The organism is Desulfarculus baarsii DSM 2075, assembly GCF_000143965.1.
Classification (GTDB): Bacteria; Desulfobacterota; Desulfarculia; order Desulfarculales; family Desulfarculaceae; genus Desulfarculus; species Desulfarculus baarsii.
In genome coordinates this window covers 2,616,742-2,632,060 of record NC_014365.1, presented here as the reverse complement: position 1 = coordinate 2,632,060, position 15,319 = coordinate 2,616,742, and the positions used below count along the sequence as shown (strand labels likewise).

At 67.9% G+C, this 15,319-nt stretch carries 13 protein-coding genes; 9 read left to right on the top strand and 4 right to left on the bottom strand.

What is annotated here, in order from left to right; all coding sequences use genetic code 11:
* The first annotated feature begins 26 nt into the window (after window positions 1-26).
* From DEBA_RS11895 to DEBA_RS11860, 8 genes are read left to right on the top strand one after another with little or no spacing between them, the layout of a single operon-like run.
* The gene (locus DEBA_RS11895) at window positions 27-686 is read left to right on the top strand and encodes a riboflavin synthase (protein WP_013259182.1); all 660 of its coding nucleotides are present in this window, start codon (window positions 27-29) and stop codon (window positions 684-686) included.
* Complete coding sequence (locus DEBA_RS11890) at window positions 687-1,202, top strand: GNAT family N-acetyltransferase (RefSeq protein WP_050762342.1); 516 nt, start codon at window positions 687-689, stop codon at window positions 1,200-1,202.
* Between the two features lie 41 nt (window positions 1,203-1,243).
* Window positions 1,244-2,455: a bifunctional 3,4-dihydroxy-2-butanone-4-phosphate synthase/GTP cyclohydrolase II gene (locus tag DEBA_RS11885; RefSeq protein ID WP_013259180.1), complete on the top strand. Its 1,212-nt coding sequence runs from the start codon at window positions 1,244-1,246 to the stop codon at window positions 2,453-2,455.
* A 13-nt stretch (window positions 2,456-2,468) separates the two neighbouring features.
* Window positions 2,469-2,933: a 6,7-dimethyl-8-ribityllumazine synthase gene (gene ribH / locus DEBA_RS11880; protein WP_013259179.1), complete on the top strand. Its 465-nt coding sequence runs from the start codon at window positions 2,469-2,471 to the stop codon at window positions 2,931-2,933.
* 9 nt (window positions 2,934-2,942) lie between these two features.
* Window positions 2,943-3,371: a transcription antitermination factor NusB gene (gene nusB / locus DEBA_RS11875; protein ID WP_013259178.1), complete on the top strand. Its 429-nt coding sequence runs from the start codon at window positions 2,943-2,945 to the stop codon at window positions 3,369-3,371.
* A gap of 4 nt (window positions 3,372-3,375) precedes the next feature.
* Window positions 3,376-4,026 (top strand): TetR/AcrR family transcriptional regulator, encoded by a 651-nt coding sequence (locus DEBA_RS11870; protein ID WP_013259177.1) that lies wholly within the window; start codon window positions 3,376-3,378, stop codon window positions 4,024-4,026.
* Complete coding sequence (locus tag DEBA_RS11865; protein ID WP_013259176.1) at window positions 4,020-4,709, top strand: phosphorylase family protein; 690 nt, start codon at window positions 4,020-4,022, stop codon at window positions 4,707-4,709. The genes DEBA_RS11870 and DEBA_RS11865 overlap by 7 nt, the downstream gene beginning before the upstream one ends.
* A gap of 5 nt (window positions 4,710-4,714) precedes the next feature.
* Window positions 4,715-5,551 carry a 1,4-dihydroxy-6-naphthoate synthase gene (locus tag DEBA_RS11860; protein WP_013259175.1) on the top strand — a complete coding sequence of 279 codons (837 nt, stop codon included), beginning with the start codon at window positions 4,715-4,717 and terminating at the stop codon, window positions 5,549-5,551.
* Here the strand turns inward: DEBA_RS11860 and dnaE are convergent.
* The 4 genes from dnaE to DEBA_RS11840 are packed head-to-tail and all read right to left on the bottom strand — an operon-like array spanning window position 5,548 to window position 12,999.
* Window positions 5,548-9,006: a DNA polymerase III subunit alpha gene (dnaE, locus tag DEBA_RS11855; RefSeq protein WP_013259174.1), complete on the bottom strand. Its 3,459-nt coding sequence runs from the start codon at window positions 9,004-9,006 to the stop codon at window positions 5,548-5,550. The two genes, DEBA_RS11860 and dnaE, sit on opposite strands and share 4 nt — an antisense overlap.
* Window positions 9,007-9,047: 41 nt before the next feature.
* Complete coding sequence (gene guaA, locus DEBA_RS11850; protein ID WP_013259173.1) at window positions 9,048-10,601, bottom strand: glutamine-hydrolyzing GMP synthase; 1,554 nt, start codon at window positions 10,599-10,601, stop codon at window positions 9,048-9,050.
* A 24-nt stretch (window positions 10,602-10,625) separates the two neighbouring features.
* Window positions 10,626-12,089, bottom strand: a complete 1,464-nt coding sequence (gene guaB, locus DEBA_RS11845; protein ID WP_013259172.1) for an IMP dehydrogenase — start codon at window positions 12,087-12,089, stop codon at window positions 10,626-10,628.
* A complete protein-coding gene (locus tag DEBA_RS11840; protein WP_013259171.1) occupies window positions 12,079-12,999 on the bottom strand; it encodes a Ppx/GppA phosphatase family protein in 921 nt (306 codons plus the stop codon). Before DEBA_RS11840 ends, guaB begins: the two co-directional genes overlap by 11 nt.
* Window positions 13,000-13,376: 377 nt before the next feature.
* Here DEBA_RS11840 and DEBA_RS18955 point away from each other — a divergent pair, with 377 nt between their 5' ends.
* Complete coding sequence (locus DEBA_RS18955) at window positions 13,377-15,254, top strand: heparinase II/III domain-containing protein (protein ID WP_013259170.1); 1,878 nt, start codon at window positions 13,377-13,379, stop codon at window positions 15,252-15,254.
* Window positions 15,255-15,319: the final 65 nt, after the last annotated feature.

Sequence of the window (15,319 nt, the reverse complement as noted above, 5' to 3'; positions counted from 1 at the left end):
TTTTTTGGAGAGGGCGAGGCCAAATCATGTTCACCGGTCTTGTGGAAGGGCTGGGGGCCATCGGGCGCATCGAGCGCAAGGGCCCCGACGCGGTGTTGCGCATCCGTCCGCCGTGGGACGCGGCGCGGACGGTGCTGGGCGAATCCATCGCCGTGCTGGGCGCCTGCCTGACCGTCACCGGCCTGGGCGGCGACGGCTTTGACGTGGACGTCTCGGCCGAGTCGCTTGCGCGCACCAAACTGGGCGGGCTGCGGGCCGGGGACGCGGTCAACCTGGAGCGGGCCATGCAACTGGGCGATCGCCTGGGCGGACACCTGGTCAGCGGTCACGTGGACTGCCTGGGCCGGGTGACGCTGATCGCGCCGCGGGGCGGCTCCCAGCATCTGGAAATCGCCATCCCGGCCGAGCACATGCGCCTGGTGGTGGAAAAGGGCTCGGTCACCGTCGATGGCGTGAGCCTGACGGTCAACCAGGTCTGGGACGACCGTTTCGCGCTAAACATCATCCCCCACACCTGGCGCGAGACCACCCTCAGCCTGCTGCGCCCAGGCGATGTGGTCAACATCGAAACCGACCTGATCGGCAAGTACGTGGCCCGGCTCATGGGCCGCGACGCCGCGCCCGCTCGAGCCGACGGCCCAGCGCCGGGGCTGTCCCTGGACGCCCTGGCGCGGGCCGGGTTTTAAGTGGGCCCGACCGGCATGGATGGCCTGGAGCTGCGCCAGGGCTATCGGCCGGGACTGATCGGCGCGCTGACCAGGCTGCACGCCGAGTATTATCACCACGCCTGGGGCTTTGATCACAGCTTCGAGGCCCAGGTGGCCAGCCAACTGGCCGAGTTCGTCGAGCGCTTCCAACCGGGGCGCGACGTGCTGCTTTCGGCCTGGCGCGGGCCGGAGCTGGCCGGGGCGCTGGCGGTGGACCACGCCGCCGGCGAGCCGGGCCTGCGCCTGCGCTGGTTCATCGTCGACCGGCCGTGGCGCGGCGGCGGCCTGGGGCCGGCGCTGCTGGAGCGGGCCGTGCGTTTGGCCCTGGAGCCGGGCCCCGCGCGGGTGTATCTTTACACCTTCCGGGGCCTGGAGGCGGCCAAGGCGCTTTACACGCGGGCCGGTTTTTATCTGGCCAAGGAACACGCCCTACATCAGTGGGGCGCGAGCATCATCGAACAGTTATACGAAACGCGGCCGCCGGGCCAGCCGTGAAAGGCGGCCAAGCATCCGGCGACGCGCCAAGGAGCGTTGAAATGCCATTGGCCACCATCCAAGAGGCCATCGAAGATATCCGCCAGGGCAAAATGGTCATCCTGGTCGACGACGAGGACCGCGAGAACGAAGGCGATCTGACCATGGCCGCCGAGATGGTCACGCCCGAGGCCATCAACTACATGGCCAAATACGGCCGGGGCCTGATCTGCCTGAGCCTGACGCCCGACATGGTCGAGCGGCTGGGCCTGCGCATGATGGTGCGCGACAACGAATCGCCCTTCGAGACGGCTTTCACCGTCAGCATCGAGGCGCGCTGCGGCGTGACCACGGGCATCTCGGCCGCCGACCGCGCCCACACCATCAAGGTGGCCGTCGATCCCAAGTCCGGACCCAAGGACGTGGTCAGCCCGGGGCACGTCTTTCCGCTGCGCGCTCGGCGCGGCGGCGTGTTGGTGCGCACCGGCCAGACCGAAGGCTCGGTGGACCTGGCCCGCCTGGCCGGCCTGACCCCGGCCGGCGTGATCTGCGAGGTGATGAACGAGGACGGCACGATGTCGCGCCTGCCCGACCTGGAGCGCTTCGCCGCCGAGCAAAACCTCAAGATCGTCAGCATCGCCGATCTGATCTCCTATCGCATGCGCAACGAGTCCTTTGTCCACCGCGAGGCCGATGTGGCCTTGCCCACGGCCTTTGGCGAGTTTCGGGCCATCGGTTACACCAACGACGTTGACGACGCCGAGCACGTGGCTCTGATCAAGGGCCAGATCGACCCCGAAAAGCCGACATTGGTGCGCGTGCACTCCGAATGCCTGACCGGCGACACCTTTCATTCGCGGCGCTGCGACTGCGGTGATCAACTGGCCAAGGCCCTGCAGATGATCAACGACGAGGGCTGTGGCGTGTTGCTCTACATGCGCCAGGAGGGTCGGGGCATCGGCCTGATGAACAAACTCAAGGCCTACGCCCTGCAAGACGGCGGCTGCGACACCGTCGAGGCCAACGAGGCCCTGGGCTTTGCCGCCGACCTGCGCGACTATGGCATCGGCGCGCAGATTCTGGCCGATCTGGGCGTGCGCAAGATGCGCCTGATGACCAACAACCCCAAAAAGATGGTCGGCCTGGAAGGCTATGGCCTGTCGATGGTGGAGCGCGTGCCTCTGGAGATCGCCGCCTGCCCCGAAAATGAGCGCTATCTGCGCACCAAATGCGTCAAAATGGGCCATCTGCTGCACATGGCCGACAAGGATTAAAAGGAGCGGGTTCATGGCCAAAGTATTGGAAGGCGTGCTCAAGGCCGACGGCATGCGCATGGGCGTCATCGTGGGTCGTTTCAACGAGTTCATCGGCGGCAAGTTGGTCGAGGGCGCCCTCGACTGCCTGCGCCGCCACGGCTGCGCCGACGACGACGTGACCATCGCCTGGGTGCCCGGCGCGTTCGAGATCCCCCTGGCCGCCCAGCGCATGGCCGCATCCAACAAATACGACGCCGTCATCGCCCTGGGCGCGGTCATCCGCGGCTCGACGCCCCACTTCGACTACGTGGCCGCCGAGGTCAGCAAGGGCGTGGCCCACGTGGCCCTGGACAGCGGCGTGCCGGTGATCTTTGGCGTGTTGACCACCGACACCATCGAGCAGGCCATCGAGCGGGCGGGCACCAAGGCCGGCAACAAGGGCGCCGACGCCGCCCTGGCCGCCATCGAGATGGTTGACCTGCTCAGACGACTTTAGTCGGTCGCCGTGGGAGATCGAAGTCTCAGCCGCGAACTGGCGTTGAAAGTGCTCTACCAGATGGAGCACGGCGACCAGGACGCCGAGGCGGCGCTGACGGTGTTCGCCGAAAACTTCGCCGCGCCGGAAAAGCTTTTTGCCTATACGCGCCAGCTTGTGCTGGGCGTGGAGCAAAACCGCCGGCGCATCGACGAGATGCTCAATCGTGTCAGCCGCAAATGGCGGGTCGAGCGCATGTCCTGGGTCGACCGCAACATTTTGCGCCTGGCCTGCTACGAGATCTACCTGGCGCCCCAGCCCGTGCCGCCCAAGGCGGCCATCAGCGAGGCCCTGGATCTCTCCAAGCGCTACGCCGAGGATTGTTCGTGTTCGTTCATCAACGGCGTGCTGGATTCGCTGATCAACGCCAAGCCGGCCGCCGGCGCGCCGGCTGGTTAGGGCCATGACCGCCTCGTCCACCTTTCAGAACCTGCCGGCCGAAAAACGGCGGCGCATCCTGGATGGCGCGCTGGACGAGTTTGCCGCCGGCGGCTATGGCGGGGCCTCGCTCAACGCGCTGGTGGCCAAGCTAGGCATATCCAAAGGATCGATTTTTCAATATTTTGGCGATAAGGCCGGGCTCTTTCGCGCGGTGTTCAACCACGCGGTGGAGTTGGTGGTCGAGCTGCTGCGCCAGGTGCGCGGGGCCAGCCAGGGCCAGGACTTGGCCAGCCGCCTGCTGCAAAGCCTGGCGGCTGGCCTGGCCTTGATCCAGGGCCAGCCACGGCTGTTTCAGCTATATCTGCGCATCATGTTCGAGGACGGCGCGCCCTTTCGCGGCGAGATGCTGGCGGCGGTGCGCGCCTTTTCGCGGCAATACATGCTGGATCTGCTTGAAGACGCCGCCCGGGCCGGCGAGTTGCGGCCGGGGCTGAACCTGGAGGCGGCGGTCTTCGTGCTCGACGCCGTGTTGGAGCGCTTTTTGGTGGCCCACAGCCAGGAGCACCTGGACGGCGGTTTGGGCCTGTTCGCCGCCGGCCACGAGCTGGCCGCCGACAAGGCGGCGGTGGTGGTCGAAACCCTGCTCGCGGGCCTGGGGGCGCGGCCGTGCTGATCGTCAGCGTGGCCATGGCCGCCGAGGCCCGGCTGCTCATGGCGCTCATGGAGCCCGTGGGCGTGGTGGGCGGCCGGCCGGTTTTTCGGGGCCGCCTGGGCGGTGAGGACGCCTTGCTGGTGCTGACGGGCATGGGCCTGGTCAACGCCGCCCAGGCCGTCAGCGCCACGCTGGAGGCCTTTCCCCGGGCCAGCGGCCTGATCAACATCGGCTGCGCCGGGGCCTACGCCGATTCGGGCCTGGCGCCGGGCCAGGCGGCCTTGGCCAGCCAGGTCGTCAACGCCGATCTGGGCGTGGCCGCCGGCGGCCATCTGCACGACATCGCCAAGGTGGGCATCCCCGTGGGTCAAGACGCCACCGGCGCGCCGCTCTACAACCATCTGCCCTGTGACGCGGCGCTTAATGACCGCCTGGCTGCCGGGACACCGAATTTGCCGCGCGTGATTTTCGCCACGGTGGGGCGCATCAGCGGCGACGCGGCCACGGCCCAGGCGACGGCCGCCCGCTGGGGCGCGCGGATCGAAGAGATGGAGGCCGCCGCCGTGGCCCAGGTGGCGGCCCACTATGGCCGACCCTTCGCGGCGCTGCGCGGGGTCAGCAACATCGCCGGCCAACGCGAGCTGGACGTGGCCCTGGGCGCTGAAGCGGCCCAACGCGCGTTGCTGGCCATGGCGGAGGCTTGAAAACGATGCGCGTGCTGGAATTCGGCTTTTCGCCTTGTCCCAACGACACCTTTGCCTTTCACGCCCTGGTCAACGGCCTGGTCGGGCCGCTTGATCTGGACATTCGGCCGTTCATGGCCGATGTGGAGCGCCTCAACCACCTGGCCTTGCGGGGCCATCTGCCGCTGACCAAACTGAGTTTCCACGCCCTGGGCCACGTGCTGGGCGACTACGCCTTGTTGCGTTCCGGCGCGGCCTTGGGCCGAGGCTGCGGGCCGCTGGTGGTGGCCCGGCCCGGCTTCGACCCGGAGCGCCTGGCCAGGACCACGGTGGCCGTGCCCGGTCGGATGACCACGGCCCACCTGTTGCTCAGCCTTTATTTGGGCCAGCGGCCAATGGTTTGCCCCATGGAGTTCAGCCAGGTCATGCCGGCGGTGGCGGCGGGCAGTTTCGACGCCGGGCTGGTCATCCACGAAGGCCGTTTCACCTATCAGCAATATGGCCTGACAAGCATTCTGGACTTGGGCCAGTGGTGGGAGCAGGAGACCGGCCGGCCCATACCCCTGGGCTGCATCGCCGCCCGCCGCGACCTGGGGCCGGAGCTGATCGGCCGGCTGGAGCTGGCCCTGGCCGCGAGCGTGCGCGCCGCCTGGCGTGATCCGGCGGCCAGCCAGGGCTTCGTGCTGGCCCACGCCCAGGAGCTTTCGCCCGAGGTCACCAGCCAGCATATCGCCCTCTACGTCAACGATTTCAGCGCCGACTTGGGCGCGGAAGGCCTGGCCGCCGTGGAGGAGATGCTCGCCCGCGGGCGAGGTAGCGGCCTGTTGCCGCCGCCCGCCGGGCCGCTGGGCCTGGATACTTAATCCCCGCCGAAGACCGGCTCGACCACGCCGTGGCCGAACAGCTCGTTGATGCGCTCCAGCAGGCCGGCGCTGGGCTCGACGCGGTAGCGCTCGGGCAGGGCCAGCACGGCCTCGCCCTTGCCAGGCACGCCCAGGTGCAGGGTCACCCGGCAGCCACCACCGTGGCGCTCCAGGGTCTGGCGCAGGGCCACCAACTGCTCGCGGGTCAGCCCGGGCGCTTGCAGACGCAGGCGCAGGCGGGTGGTCATGGTTCGGGCCGCCTCCGACAGGGGCGTGATCTTGCTGGCCTTGATTTTCACGCCGCGCTCGTCTTTGTCCACCACGCCCTTGACCAAGACCGGCTCGTCGCCGCGCAAATGTTCGACGCTCTGGGCGTAGCAGTCGGGAAAGACCACCAACTCCAGCGAGCCCTTGAGGTCTTCCAGACGCACGAAGGCCATGCGGTCGCCTTTTTTGGTGATTTTTTCCTTGATCTCGGTGGCCAGGCCGGCCAGGCGCACGCTCATGCCGTCGGCTGCGGCCTGGACGGTCACGCTGTCCAGCACGCCCAGCCGCTTGATGTCCTCGGCAAAGCGGCCCAGCGGGTGTCCGGTGATGTAAAAACCCAGGGCCTCCTTTTCGTAGGTCAGGGCGTCGGCCTCCAGCCAAGGCGGCACGTCGGGCATGGTCGGCCGGGCGCTGGCGGCGGCCTCGCTGAAGGCGGCGAACATGTTGATCTGGCCGCCGTCGCGGTCGCGGCCCAGCTTTTGGCCCTGCTCCATGGCGTCATCGAGGGCGGCCATGTTCTGGGCGCGGTGGGCCCCCAGCGAGTCAAAGGCCCCGCACTTGATCAGGCTTTCGATCACCCGCCGGTTGACCTTGGCCAGGTTGACCCGCTCGCAGAAGTCGAAGATATCCTCGAAGGGCTTTTCCTGGCGGGCCTCGATGATGGCGTCGACCGCGCCCTCGCCTACGTTTTTCACCGCCGCCAGGCCAAAGCGGATGGCGTCGTCGTCGACGGTGAATTCGCGGCCGGAGTGGTTGATGTCGGGCGGCAGCACCTTGAGGTTTTGATCGCGGCACTCGGCGATGTGCAGCATGATCTTGTCGGTGTTGCTGACCTCGCTGGTCAGCAGGGCGGCCATGAACTCGTGGGGGAAGTGGGCCTTGAGAAAGGCCGTCTGGTAGGCGATCAATCCGTAGGCCGCCGAGTGGCTCTTGTTGAAGCCATAGCCGGCGAATTTTTCCATCAGGTCGAAGATCTCGCCGGCCTTTTTCTCGCTGACGCCGTTGGCCTTGGCCCCCGAGACAAAGCGCTCGCGCTGGGCGGCCATGACCTCGGGCACCTTTTTGCCCATGGCTCGGCGCAGGATGTCGCCCTCGCCCAGCGAGTAGCCGGCCAGGATGCGGGCGATCTCCTGCACCTGCTCCTGATAGACGATCACGCCATAGGTCTCCTTGAGCACCGGCTCCAACTGGGGCAGGGGGTAGGAGACCTTTTTCGCGCCGTGCTTGCAGGCCACGAAGTCGTCGACCATGCCGCTTTCCAAGGGGCCGGGCCGATAGAGGGCCACCAGGGCAATGACGTCCTCGAAGACCTCGGGCCGCATTTTGGTCAGCAGCTCCTTCATGCCCGACGACTCCAACTGGAACACGCCGGTGGTGTCGCCCCGACTGAGCAGCTCGTATGAGGCCTTGTCGTCCATGTCGATGGCGTCGATGTCGAAGCTGGGGTCGCGGCCCTGGCGGATCATCTTGACGGCCACGTCGATGACCGTCAGCGTCCGCAAGCCCAGAAAGTCGAACTTGATCAACCCGGCCTTTTCCACGCACTTCATGTCGAACTGGGTGACGCACTCGCCCTGTGACCCCCGATAGAGCGGCACCACCCGGTCCAGCGGCACGTCGCCGATGACCACGCCGGCGGCGTGGGTCGAGGCGTGACGCGGCAGGCCCTCCAGCGACTTGGCGATGCGCACCAGCTTGGCCACCTGGGGCTCGTCCTTGATGCGCTGGGCCAGGCGCGGCTCCTGCTCCAGGGCCTTGTCCAGGGTCATGCCCAGGGCCGTGGGCACCAACTTGGCGATCTGGTCCACGTCGCCAAAGGGCACGTTCATGGCCCGGCCCACATCGCGGATCACCGCCCGGGCCAGCATCGAACCGAAGGTGATGATCTGGGCCACGTGGTCCGATCCGTAGCGCTCGGTGACGTATTGGATCACCTCGGGCCGGCGGTTGTAGCAGAAGTCCACGTCGATGTCGGGCATGGACTTGCGTTCGATGTTCAGGAAGCGCTCGAAGATCAGCCCGTAGCGGATGGGGTCCAGGTCGGTGATGCGCATGGAGTAGGCCACCAGCGAGCCGGCGGCCGAGCCGCGCCCCGGCCCCACCGGGATGCCCTGGCTCTTGGCCCAGACAATGAAGTCGGAGACCACCAGGAAATAGCCGGCGAAACCCATCTGCAACAGCACGTCGATTTCGTATTCCAGGCGCTTTTTGTAGAAATCGCGGTCGAACTTCAGGCCGCGGGCGTCCATTTCGGCCAGGCGGCGCTCCAGGCCCCGACGGGCCATGCGCGTCAGTTGATCCTCGGCCGACTGGCCTTCGGGCAGCGGGTATTGGGGAAACCGCAGTTGGCCCAGGGGGATGTCCAGGTCGCAGCGGGCGGCGATGTCCATGGTGTTGGCCATGGCCTCGGGGCAGTCGGGAAAGAGCAGGGCCATCTCCTCGGGCGACTTGAAGTAGAGCTCGGGCGACATGGTCATGCGTTCGGCGTCGGCGATGGTCTTGCCGGTCTGGATGCACAGCAGAATGTCGTGGGCCTCGTGGTCCTGGCGGCGCAGGAAATGGCAGTCGTTGGTCACGACCAGGCCCAGGCCCAGACGCTGGGCGATCTCGCGCAGGCCGGGGTTGACCTGCTTTTGCTCGACCAGGCCATGGTCTTGCAGTTCGATGAAAAAGTTGCCCTCGCCCATGGTCTGGGCCATATCCTCGGCCGCGGCCAGGGCTTGGTCGATGTTTCCGCGCAGCAGATAATGGGGCACCCGGCCGCCCAGGCAGGCGCTGAGGGCGATCAGCCCGCCGTTGTGCTGGCGCAAGAGCTCCATGTCGATGCGCGGCTTGTAATAGAAGCCTTCGGTGAAGCCGGCGCTGACCAGGCGCACCAGATTTTGGTAGCCCTCCAGATTTTTGCACAAGAGCACCAGGTGAAAGGCCGTCTCGTGGCCGGGCCTGTGCTCCTTGTCGCGGCGATCGCCGGGGGCCACGTAGACCTCGCAGCCGATGATCGGCTTGAGGCCGGCCTTTTTGGCCTGCTGGAAGAAATTGAGCGCGCCGAACATGTTGCCGTGATCGGTCACGGCCACGGCGTTCATGCCCAACTCGGCGGTGCGCTTGATCAACTCGGGCAGGCGGATGGCCCCGTCGAGCAGGCTGTAGGCGGTGTGGGTGTGCAGATGGACAAACGATGGCGTCATGATCATCCTTGGCGGCGGCGTGTCGGCCGGCCGCCCTTGGCCTATTCCCACTCGATGGTGGCGGGCGGTTTGCTCGATATGTCCAAAACCACGCGGTTGACGCCGGCCACTTCGTTGATGATCCGGCTGCTGATGGTGGCCAGCACCTGATAGGGCACGCGGGTCCAGTCGGCGGTCATGGCGTCGACGCTGTCGACCACGCGCAGGGCGATGACGTCCTCGTAGGTGCGCTCGTCGCCCATGACGCCCACGGTTTTCACCGGAACCAGCACGGCGAAGCTCTGCCAGACTTTGTCATAGAGCCCGGCGGCGCGCATTTCCTCCAGCACGATGCCGTCGGCCTGGCGCAAGGTGGCCAGTTTGGGCCCGCTGACTTCGCCCATGATGCGGATGGCCAGGCCCGGACCAGGGAAGGGCTGACGGCCGACGATGGTTTCGGGCAGACCCAGTTCGCGGCCCACCTCGCGGCATTCGTCCTTGAACAGCTCGCGCAGGGGCTCGACCAGCTCCATTTTCATGTGCTCGGGCAGGCCGCCTACGTTATGGTGGCTCTTGATCACCGCGCTGGGCCCACGGAAGCTGACCGACTCGATGACGTCGGGGTAGAGCGTGCCCTGGGCCAGGTAGTCGACTTTGCCGATCTTTTTGGCCTCGGCCTCGAAGACCTCGATGAAGGTGTGGCCGATGATGCGCCGCTTTTGTTCGGGGTCGACCACCCCGGCCAGACGCGAGAGGAACAGCTCGGCGGCCTTGGCCACCACCAGGTTGACGCCAAAAACCTCGCGGAAGACGTTGCTGACCTCGTTGACCTCGCCGGCGCGCAGCAGGCCGTTGTCGACAAAAATGCAGTGCAGATCCGGGCCGATGGCCTTGTGCAGCAACAGCGCCACCACCGACGAATCCACCCCGCCCGACAGCGCGCATAGCACCTTCTTGCCGCCAAGACGGGCCTTGAAGTCGGCGATGGTGGCCTCGGCGAAGTTGTGCATGGTCCAGATCGGCTGGCAGCGGCACTCGCCCAGCACGAAGGAGGCCAGCATGGTCGCGCCCTGGGGCGTGTGGGCCACCTCGGGGTGGAACTGCACGCCGTAGATGCGCCGCGCCGGGTCGCCCATGGCCGCCACGGGCGAGTTTTCGCTGGTGGCCAGCACCTGGAAGCCCGGCGGCAGTTGCTCGATGCGGTCGCCGTGGCTCATCCACACCGGCACGGGCTGGGCCTGGTCCAACTCGCCAAAGAGGCCGATGGCCTGGCGCAGGCTCAGCTTGGCCGGGCCGTATTCGCGCTTTTCGCCCCTGGCCACCACGCCGCCCAACAGGTGGGTGATGATCTGCATGCCGTAGCAGATGCCCAGCACTGGCGCGCCCAGTTCAAAGACGCCGGGGTCCACCTTGGGCGCGTCGACGGCGTAGACCGAGGCCGGCCCACCGGAGAGGATCACGCCCCGGGGGTTGAAGGCCTTGACGCGCTCCAGGGGCATGGTGCAGGGGTGGATCTCGCAATAGACCCTGGCCTCGCGCACGCGGCGGGCGATGAGCTGGGTGGTCTGCGAGCCAAAGTCCAGGATCAATATTTTTTCGGCGTGAATGTCTGCCACGGGCTTTTGTCCAATGCTCTGGGGTTAGTCCATGCGATAGTTGGGCGCTTCCTTGGTGATGGTCACGTCGTGGACGTGGCTTTCGCGCAGGCCGGCCGAGGTGATGCGCACGAACTCGGCGCGCTTTTGCAAAAGCTCCACCGTGGACGCGCCCACGTAGCCCATGCCCGAGCGCAGGCCCCCCACCAGTTGGAGGATGCTGTCGGACAGCGGCCCGCGATAGGGCACCCGACCGACAATGCCCTCGGGGACCATCTTGGACTCGGGGGCGTTGCGGTCCTGGCAATAGCGGTCCGACGAGCCGGCCTTCATGGCGTCGATGCTGCCCATGCCCCGATAGACCTTGTAGCGCCGGCCCTGGTAGAGGATCGTCTCGCCGGGCGACTCCTCGGTGCCGGCGAAGATCGAGCCGATCATCACCACCTGGGCCCCGGCGGCCAGGGCTTTGACCACGTCGCCGCTGAACTTGACCCCGCCGTCGGCGATCACCGGCACGCCAGCCGGGCCGGCCACCGAGGCCGCCTCCATCACCGCCGTGATCTGGGGCACGCCCACGCCGGCCACCACCCGCGTGGTGCAGATGGAGCCAGGCCCCACGCCCACTTTGACCGCGTCGACCCCGGCCTCGATCAGGTCGGCCGCGCCCCGGGCCGTGGCCACGTTGCCGGCCACCACGGGCTGGCTGGGGAAGGCCTTCTTCAACTCGCGCACGGTGTCGAGCACGCGCTGGGAGTGGCCGTGGGCCGAATCCACGCAGAGCACATCCACCCCGGCCTCGATGAGCTTTTCGGCGCGCAGCAGGCCGTCCTCGCCCACGCCCACCGCCGCGCCCACCCGCAGCCGGCCCAGTTCGTCCTTGGAGGCGTGGGGGTATTGGCGCACCTTTTCGATATCCTTGATGGTGATCAGGCCCTTGAGCGTGCCATCGTCGGTGGTGACCAGGAGTTTTTCGATGCGGTGCTTGTGCAGCACGGCCTTGGATTCCTCCAAGGTGATGCCCTCGCGCACGGTGACCAGGCGGTCCTTGGTCATCACCTCCGAGACTTTTTGGTCCAGGTTGGTCTCGAAGCGCAAGTCGCGGTTGGTGATGATGCCCACCAGTTTGCGGTTTTCGACCACCACCGGCACGCCGCTGACCCGGTAGCGGCTCATCAGCTCCAGCACCTGGGCGATGGTGTTGTCCGGCCCCACGGTGATGGGATCGACGATCATGCCCGATTCGGACTTTTTGACCTTGATCACCTCGATGGCCTGGTCTTGGAGGCTCAGGTTTTTGTGGATGAAGCCCAGGCCGCCGTGGCGGGCCATGGTGATGGCCGTGTCGGCCTCGGTGACGGTGTCCATGGCCGCCGAGACCAGGGGCGTTTGTAGCGAGATGGAGCGCGTGAGCCTGGTGGATGTGTCGACTTCGTTGGGCAGCACCTGGCTGTGGCCCGGTTTGAGCAAAAGATCGTCGAACGTCAAGCCTTCGGTTATTTCATGCTTCATGGCTCGGCTTCTCCAAGGATTGTATGGCCGCGAAATCCAGGAGGATGCCCTCCAACAGCCCCGCGTCCATGGTGATCATCCGGTCCAATTTCAGTATATCCATCAGCGCCGCGAAAATGGCCATGCCGGCCAGGATGATGTCGGCGCGTTTGGGCTCCAGGCCCAAGACCGCCCGGCGCTGCGCCAGGGGCATGATCGCCAGGCGCGCGAAGTGGCGCGCCAACTCCGCGCGCGTGACCACGGCGTTGTTGATTTCCTCGGGCAGATAGGCCGTGTGCCCCTGGGCCATGGCCGCGATGGTGGCGGCGGTGCCGGCGCTGGCCACCAGGCCTCGCGCCCGGCGGCCGGCCAGTGGGGCCAGGCCTTCGCGGGCCAGGTGGGCCAGATCGGCCAATTGCGCGGCGCTGGGCGGGTCGGAACGCAGGCAGGCCTCGGTGAGGCTCACCGCGCCCAAGGCCAGGCTCTGGCCGAGGTCGGCCTCGTCGGCCAGGTCGATGATTTCGGTGCTGGCCCCGCCGACGTCGGCCAGCAACAGGCCTTGGGCCGGGCCATCCAGACGGCTGCGCACGCCCAGGCGCGAGAGCCGGGCCTCTTGGCGGCCGTCGATCACCGCCGCCTGGTCCAGGGCCAGCTCGCGGGCCAGGTGGCCCACGAAGGCCGCGCCGTCGCTGGCCACGCGGCAGGCCTGGGTGGCGGCCAAGGCGATGGCTTGGGCCCCGGCGGCCCTGGCCTGGCGCGCAAATGCAGCGGCCGCCGTGGCGGCGGCCTGTTTGGCGGCGGGATCGAGGGCGGCGCCGGGGCGCAGACCCAGGCCCAGGCGCGGCGTGGCCATGGCCCGTTGCACCGCGCGCCAGCCCGAGGCGTCCACCTCGGCCACCAGCAGGCGCAGGGTGTTGGAGCCAAGATCCATGGCGGCCAATACACGCCGCCGGTTATGGTCCGATGCAGGTCGCGTCAACGACATCCGCCGCCAGAAAAACGAAAATGGCCGCCGCGCGGGGGCCGTCGAAAAAAACATGCCCGCCGTTCGTCGAGGAGGCCGGCCGTCGGGGACTCGGGCCGCATCGTGCGTCAGCGACATCGACCGCCCAAAAAACGAAAAGGGGCCCCGTCGGCCCGGATGGCTCTTTTTAGCAGAATCGCCGCGACTTGGCAAGGGGCGCGGCGGGCAAACAGGTCGTGGACGAGGCGGCGGTCTGTGCTATCTTTGCAAGCGGCGGCCGCTGTCACCTTTTGCGCGGCCTTGTCTGGAGAGCGCCCCATGCCCGCGAACCCCGCGATCGATCGATGAAACGTTTCGACCTCGATAGCGTTTTCAAGCGCCTGGCCCGCAACGCCACCGCGGCCAAGGTGGCCGAGGAGTTGGCCGGCGACCGGGCGGTGGAACGGCTGCTTCGCCAATGCGGTTACGCCGGTCGGCCCGAGGGCCTGGCCGCGCGGCTGGAGATGGAGCTGCCCCTGGCCCTGCCTCTGGCCGCCGATCAGCGGCAAGCGCGTTTTTTCGGTTCGCTCTTCGACGGCCCCGGCCTGATGGCCCAGAGCCGGCGTGAGGCCGCGCGCCTGCCACCCCGGCCGGATGCGGGCGGTCCGCTGCCGGCGGGCAAGCTGCGTCTTTCGCCCGACGAGCAACACAGACTCTGGCCCTGGCTGAGCGGCCAGATCGTCACGCGCCTGGCCAGGGCCTGGCTGATCGCGGGCGAGGCGGATTATCTCTCGGCCGTCGAGCGCCAGATGCGCGAATTTCATCTCATGAGCCCGCCGCTGATGGGCCCCGGCTGGGTCGAGGCGGCCTGGGTGGCCACCAGGGTCGTCAACTGGCTGTGGGCCTTGCGCCTGGTGGGCGTGGTCTCGCGGCTGGAGGCGGCGGTGACGGCCCAGGCGGTGGTCGACCTGCGGGTGGCGGGCATGGTCTTGGCCGGAGCCCTGGAGACCGCCGCCGAGCCGGGCCTGGAGCAACTGGCCCCGGCCGTGGCCCTGATGCACCTGGGCCGGTCGCTATCGTTTTTGCCCGAGTCCGGCCACTGGCTCAAGCTGGGGGCGGAAAGCGCCGGCCCGGCCCTGGCCGCCTGGGACCGCGTGGGCCCGGCCCGGCCGACCATGGCCACGGCCACGGCCGGCCAATGGGGGGCGTTGGGCCTGTGGCTGGCTCGCAAGGCTGGCCTGGAGGCGTCGGGCCTGGCCGAGGCCCTGTGGCCGGTGGCCGCCTGCTGCCGGGCTGGCGCGCCGCCCTGGGGTTGCGGCCAGGCCTGGGGTTGGGCCCCGGCGGCCGAGGCGTTGCGCCTGGACGCCGGCCAAAAGCCCGAGCGCGCCCTGGCCTGGCCGGCCAACCTGGCCGCGCTGCTGCTGGGCGAGCCGGAACTGCGCGCCGACCGCCAGTTGGACGAGCCGCTGTTTTGGTTGATGGGCCATCAGGCCGTGGAGGGCCTGCGCCGCCTGGCCTGGGCCAAACCGCCCGAGGCCATCGACGCGCCGGCCATGGGCCTGTCGTCGTTGTGCCTGGCCGCCGGCGACCGCCGCGCCGAGGCGCTCTTTCGCACCGGCCCCAGGCTGGCCAGCGACGGCTATCAGTGGCAGGCCCAGGCCCTGGCCGTCAGTTTTTGCCTGGACGGCCGGCCGCTGCTGTTGACGCCCGGCCCGGCCTTCGAGGGGCCCCTGGGCCCCCATCTGCGCTCGCGCCAGGCGCAGAACGCGGCCCTGCTGGACGGCGCGCGGCCCGGCGGCGGCGTGGTCACCCTGGAGGGCCTGGAGCAAACCGAGACCCACGCCTTTGCCGCGGCCAGCTACGATGGCTATCGCCATCTGGCCGGTGGGCCGATTTTGCGGCGGCGGGTGTTCCTCGACGGCCGACGCGGCCTGCTCAGCGTGGTCGATCAAGTGGTGGCCAAGGCCCAACACATGTTGGAGCTGTTTTTTCACCTGCCGCCGGAGGTGCAGGTCCAGCGTCAGGAAGACGGCATGTTCGTCATTGGCGGGGCCTTTGGCGTGGTGCTGATGCGCCCCGACGCCAAGGCCGGGGCCGAGTTGCTGCGCGGCCGGCTGGACCCGCCGTTGGGCTGGCTGGCCGTGCGGCCGGGCTCGGTGGAGCCGACCTGGGTGGTGCGGGTTTTCGCCTCGGTGGTGGGCCAGGCCCGGCTGACGACCAGCTTTGTCTGGGGTGAGGGCTGAACAATAAGTTACATTGTGATATAATTTTTGGCTAAACTGGCAGTTGACGGGCGCTTCGGGCCCGT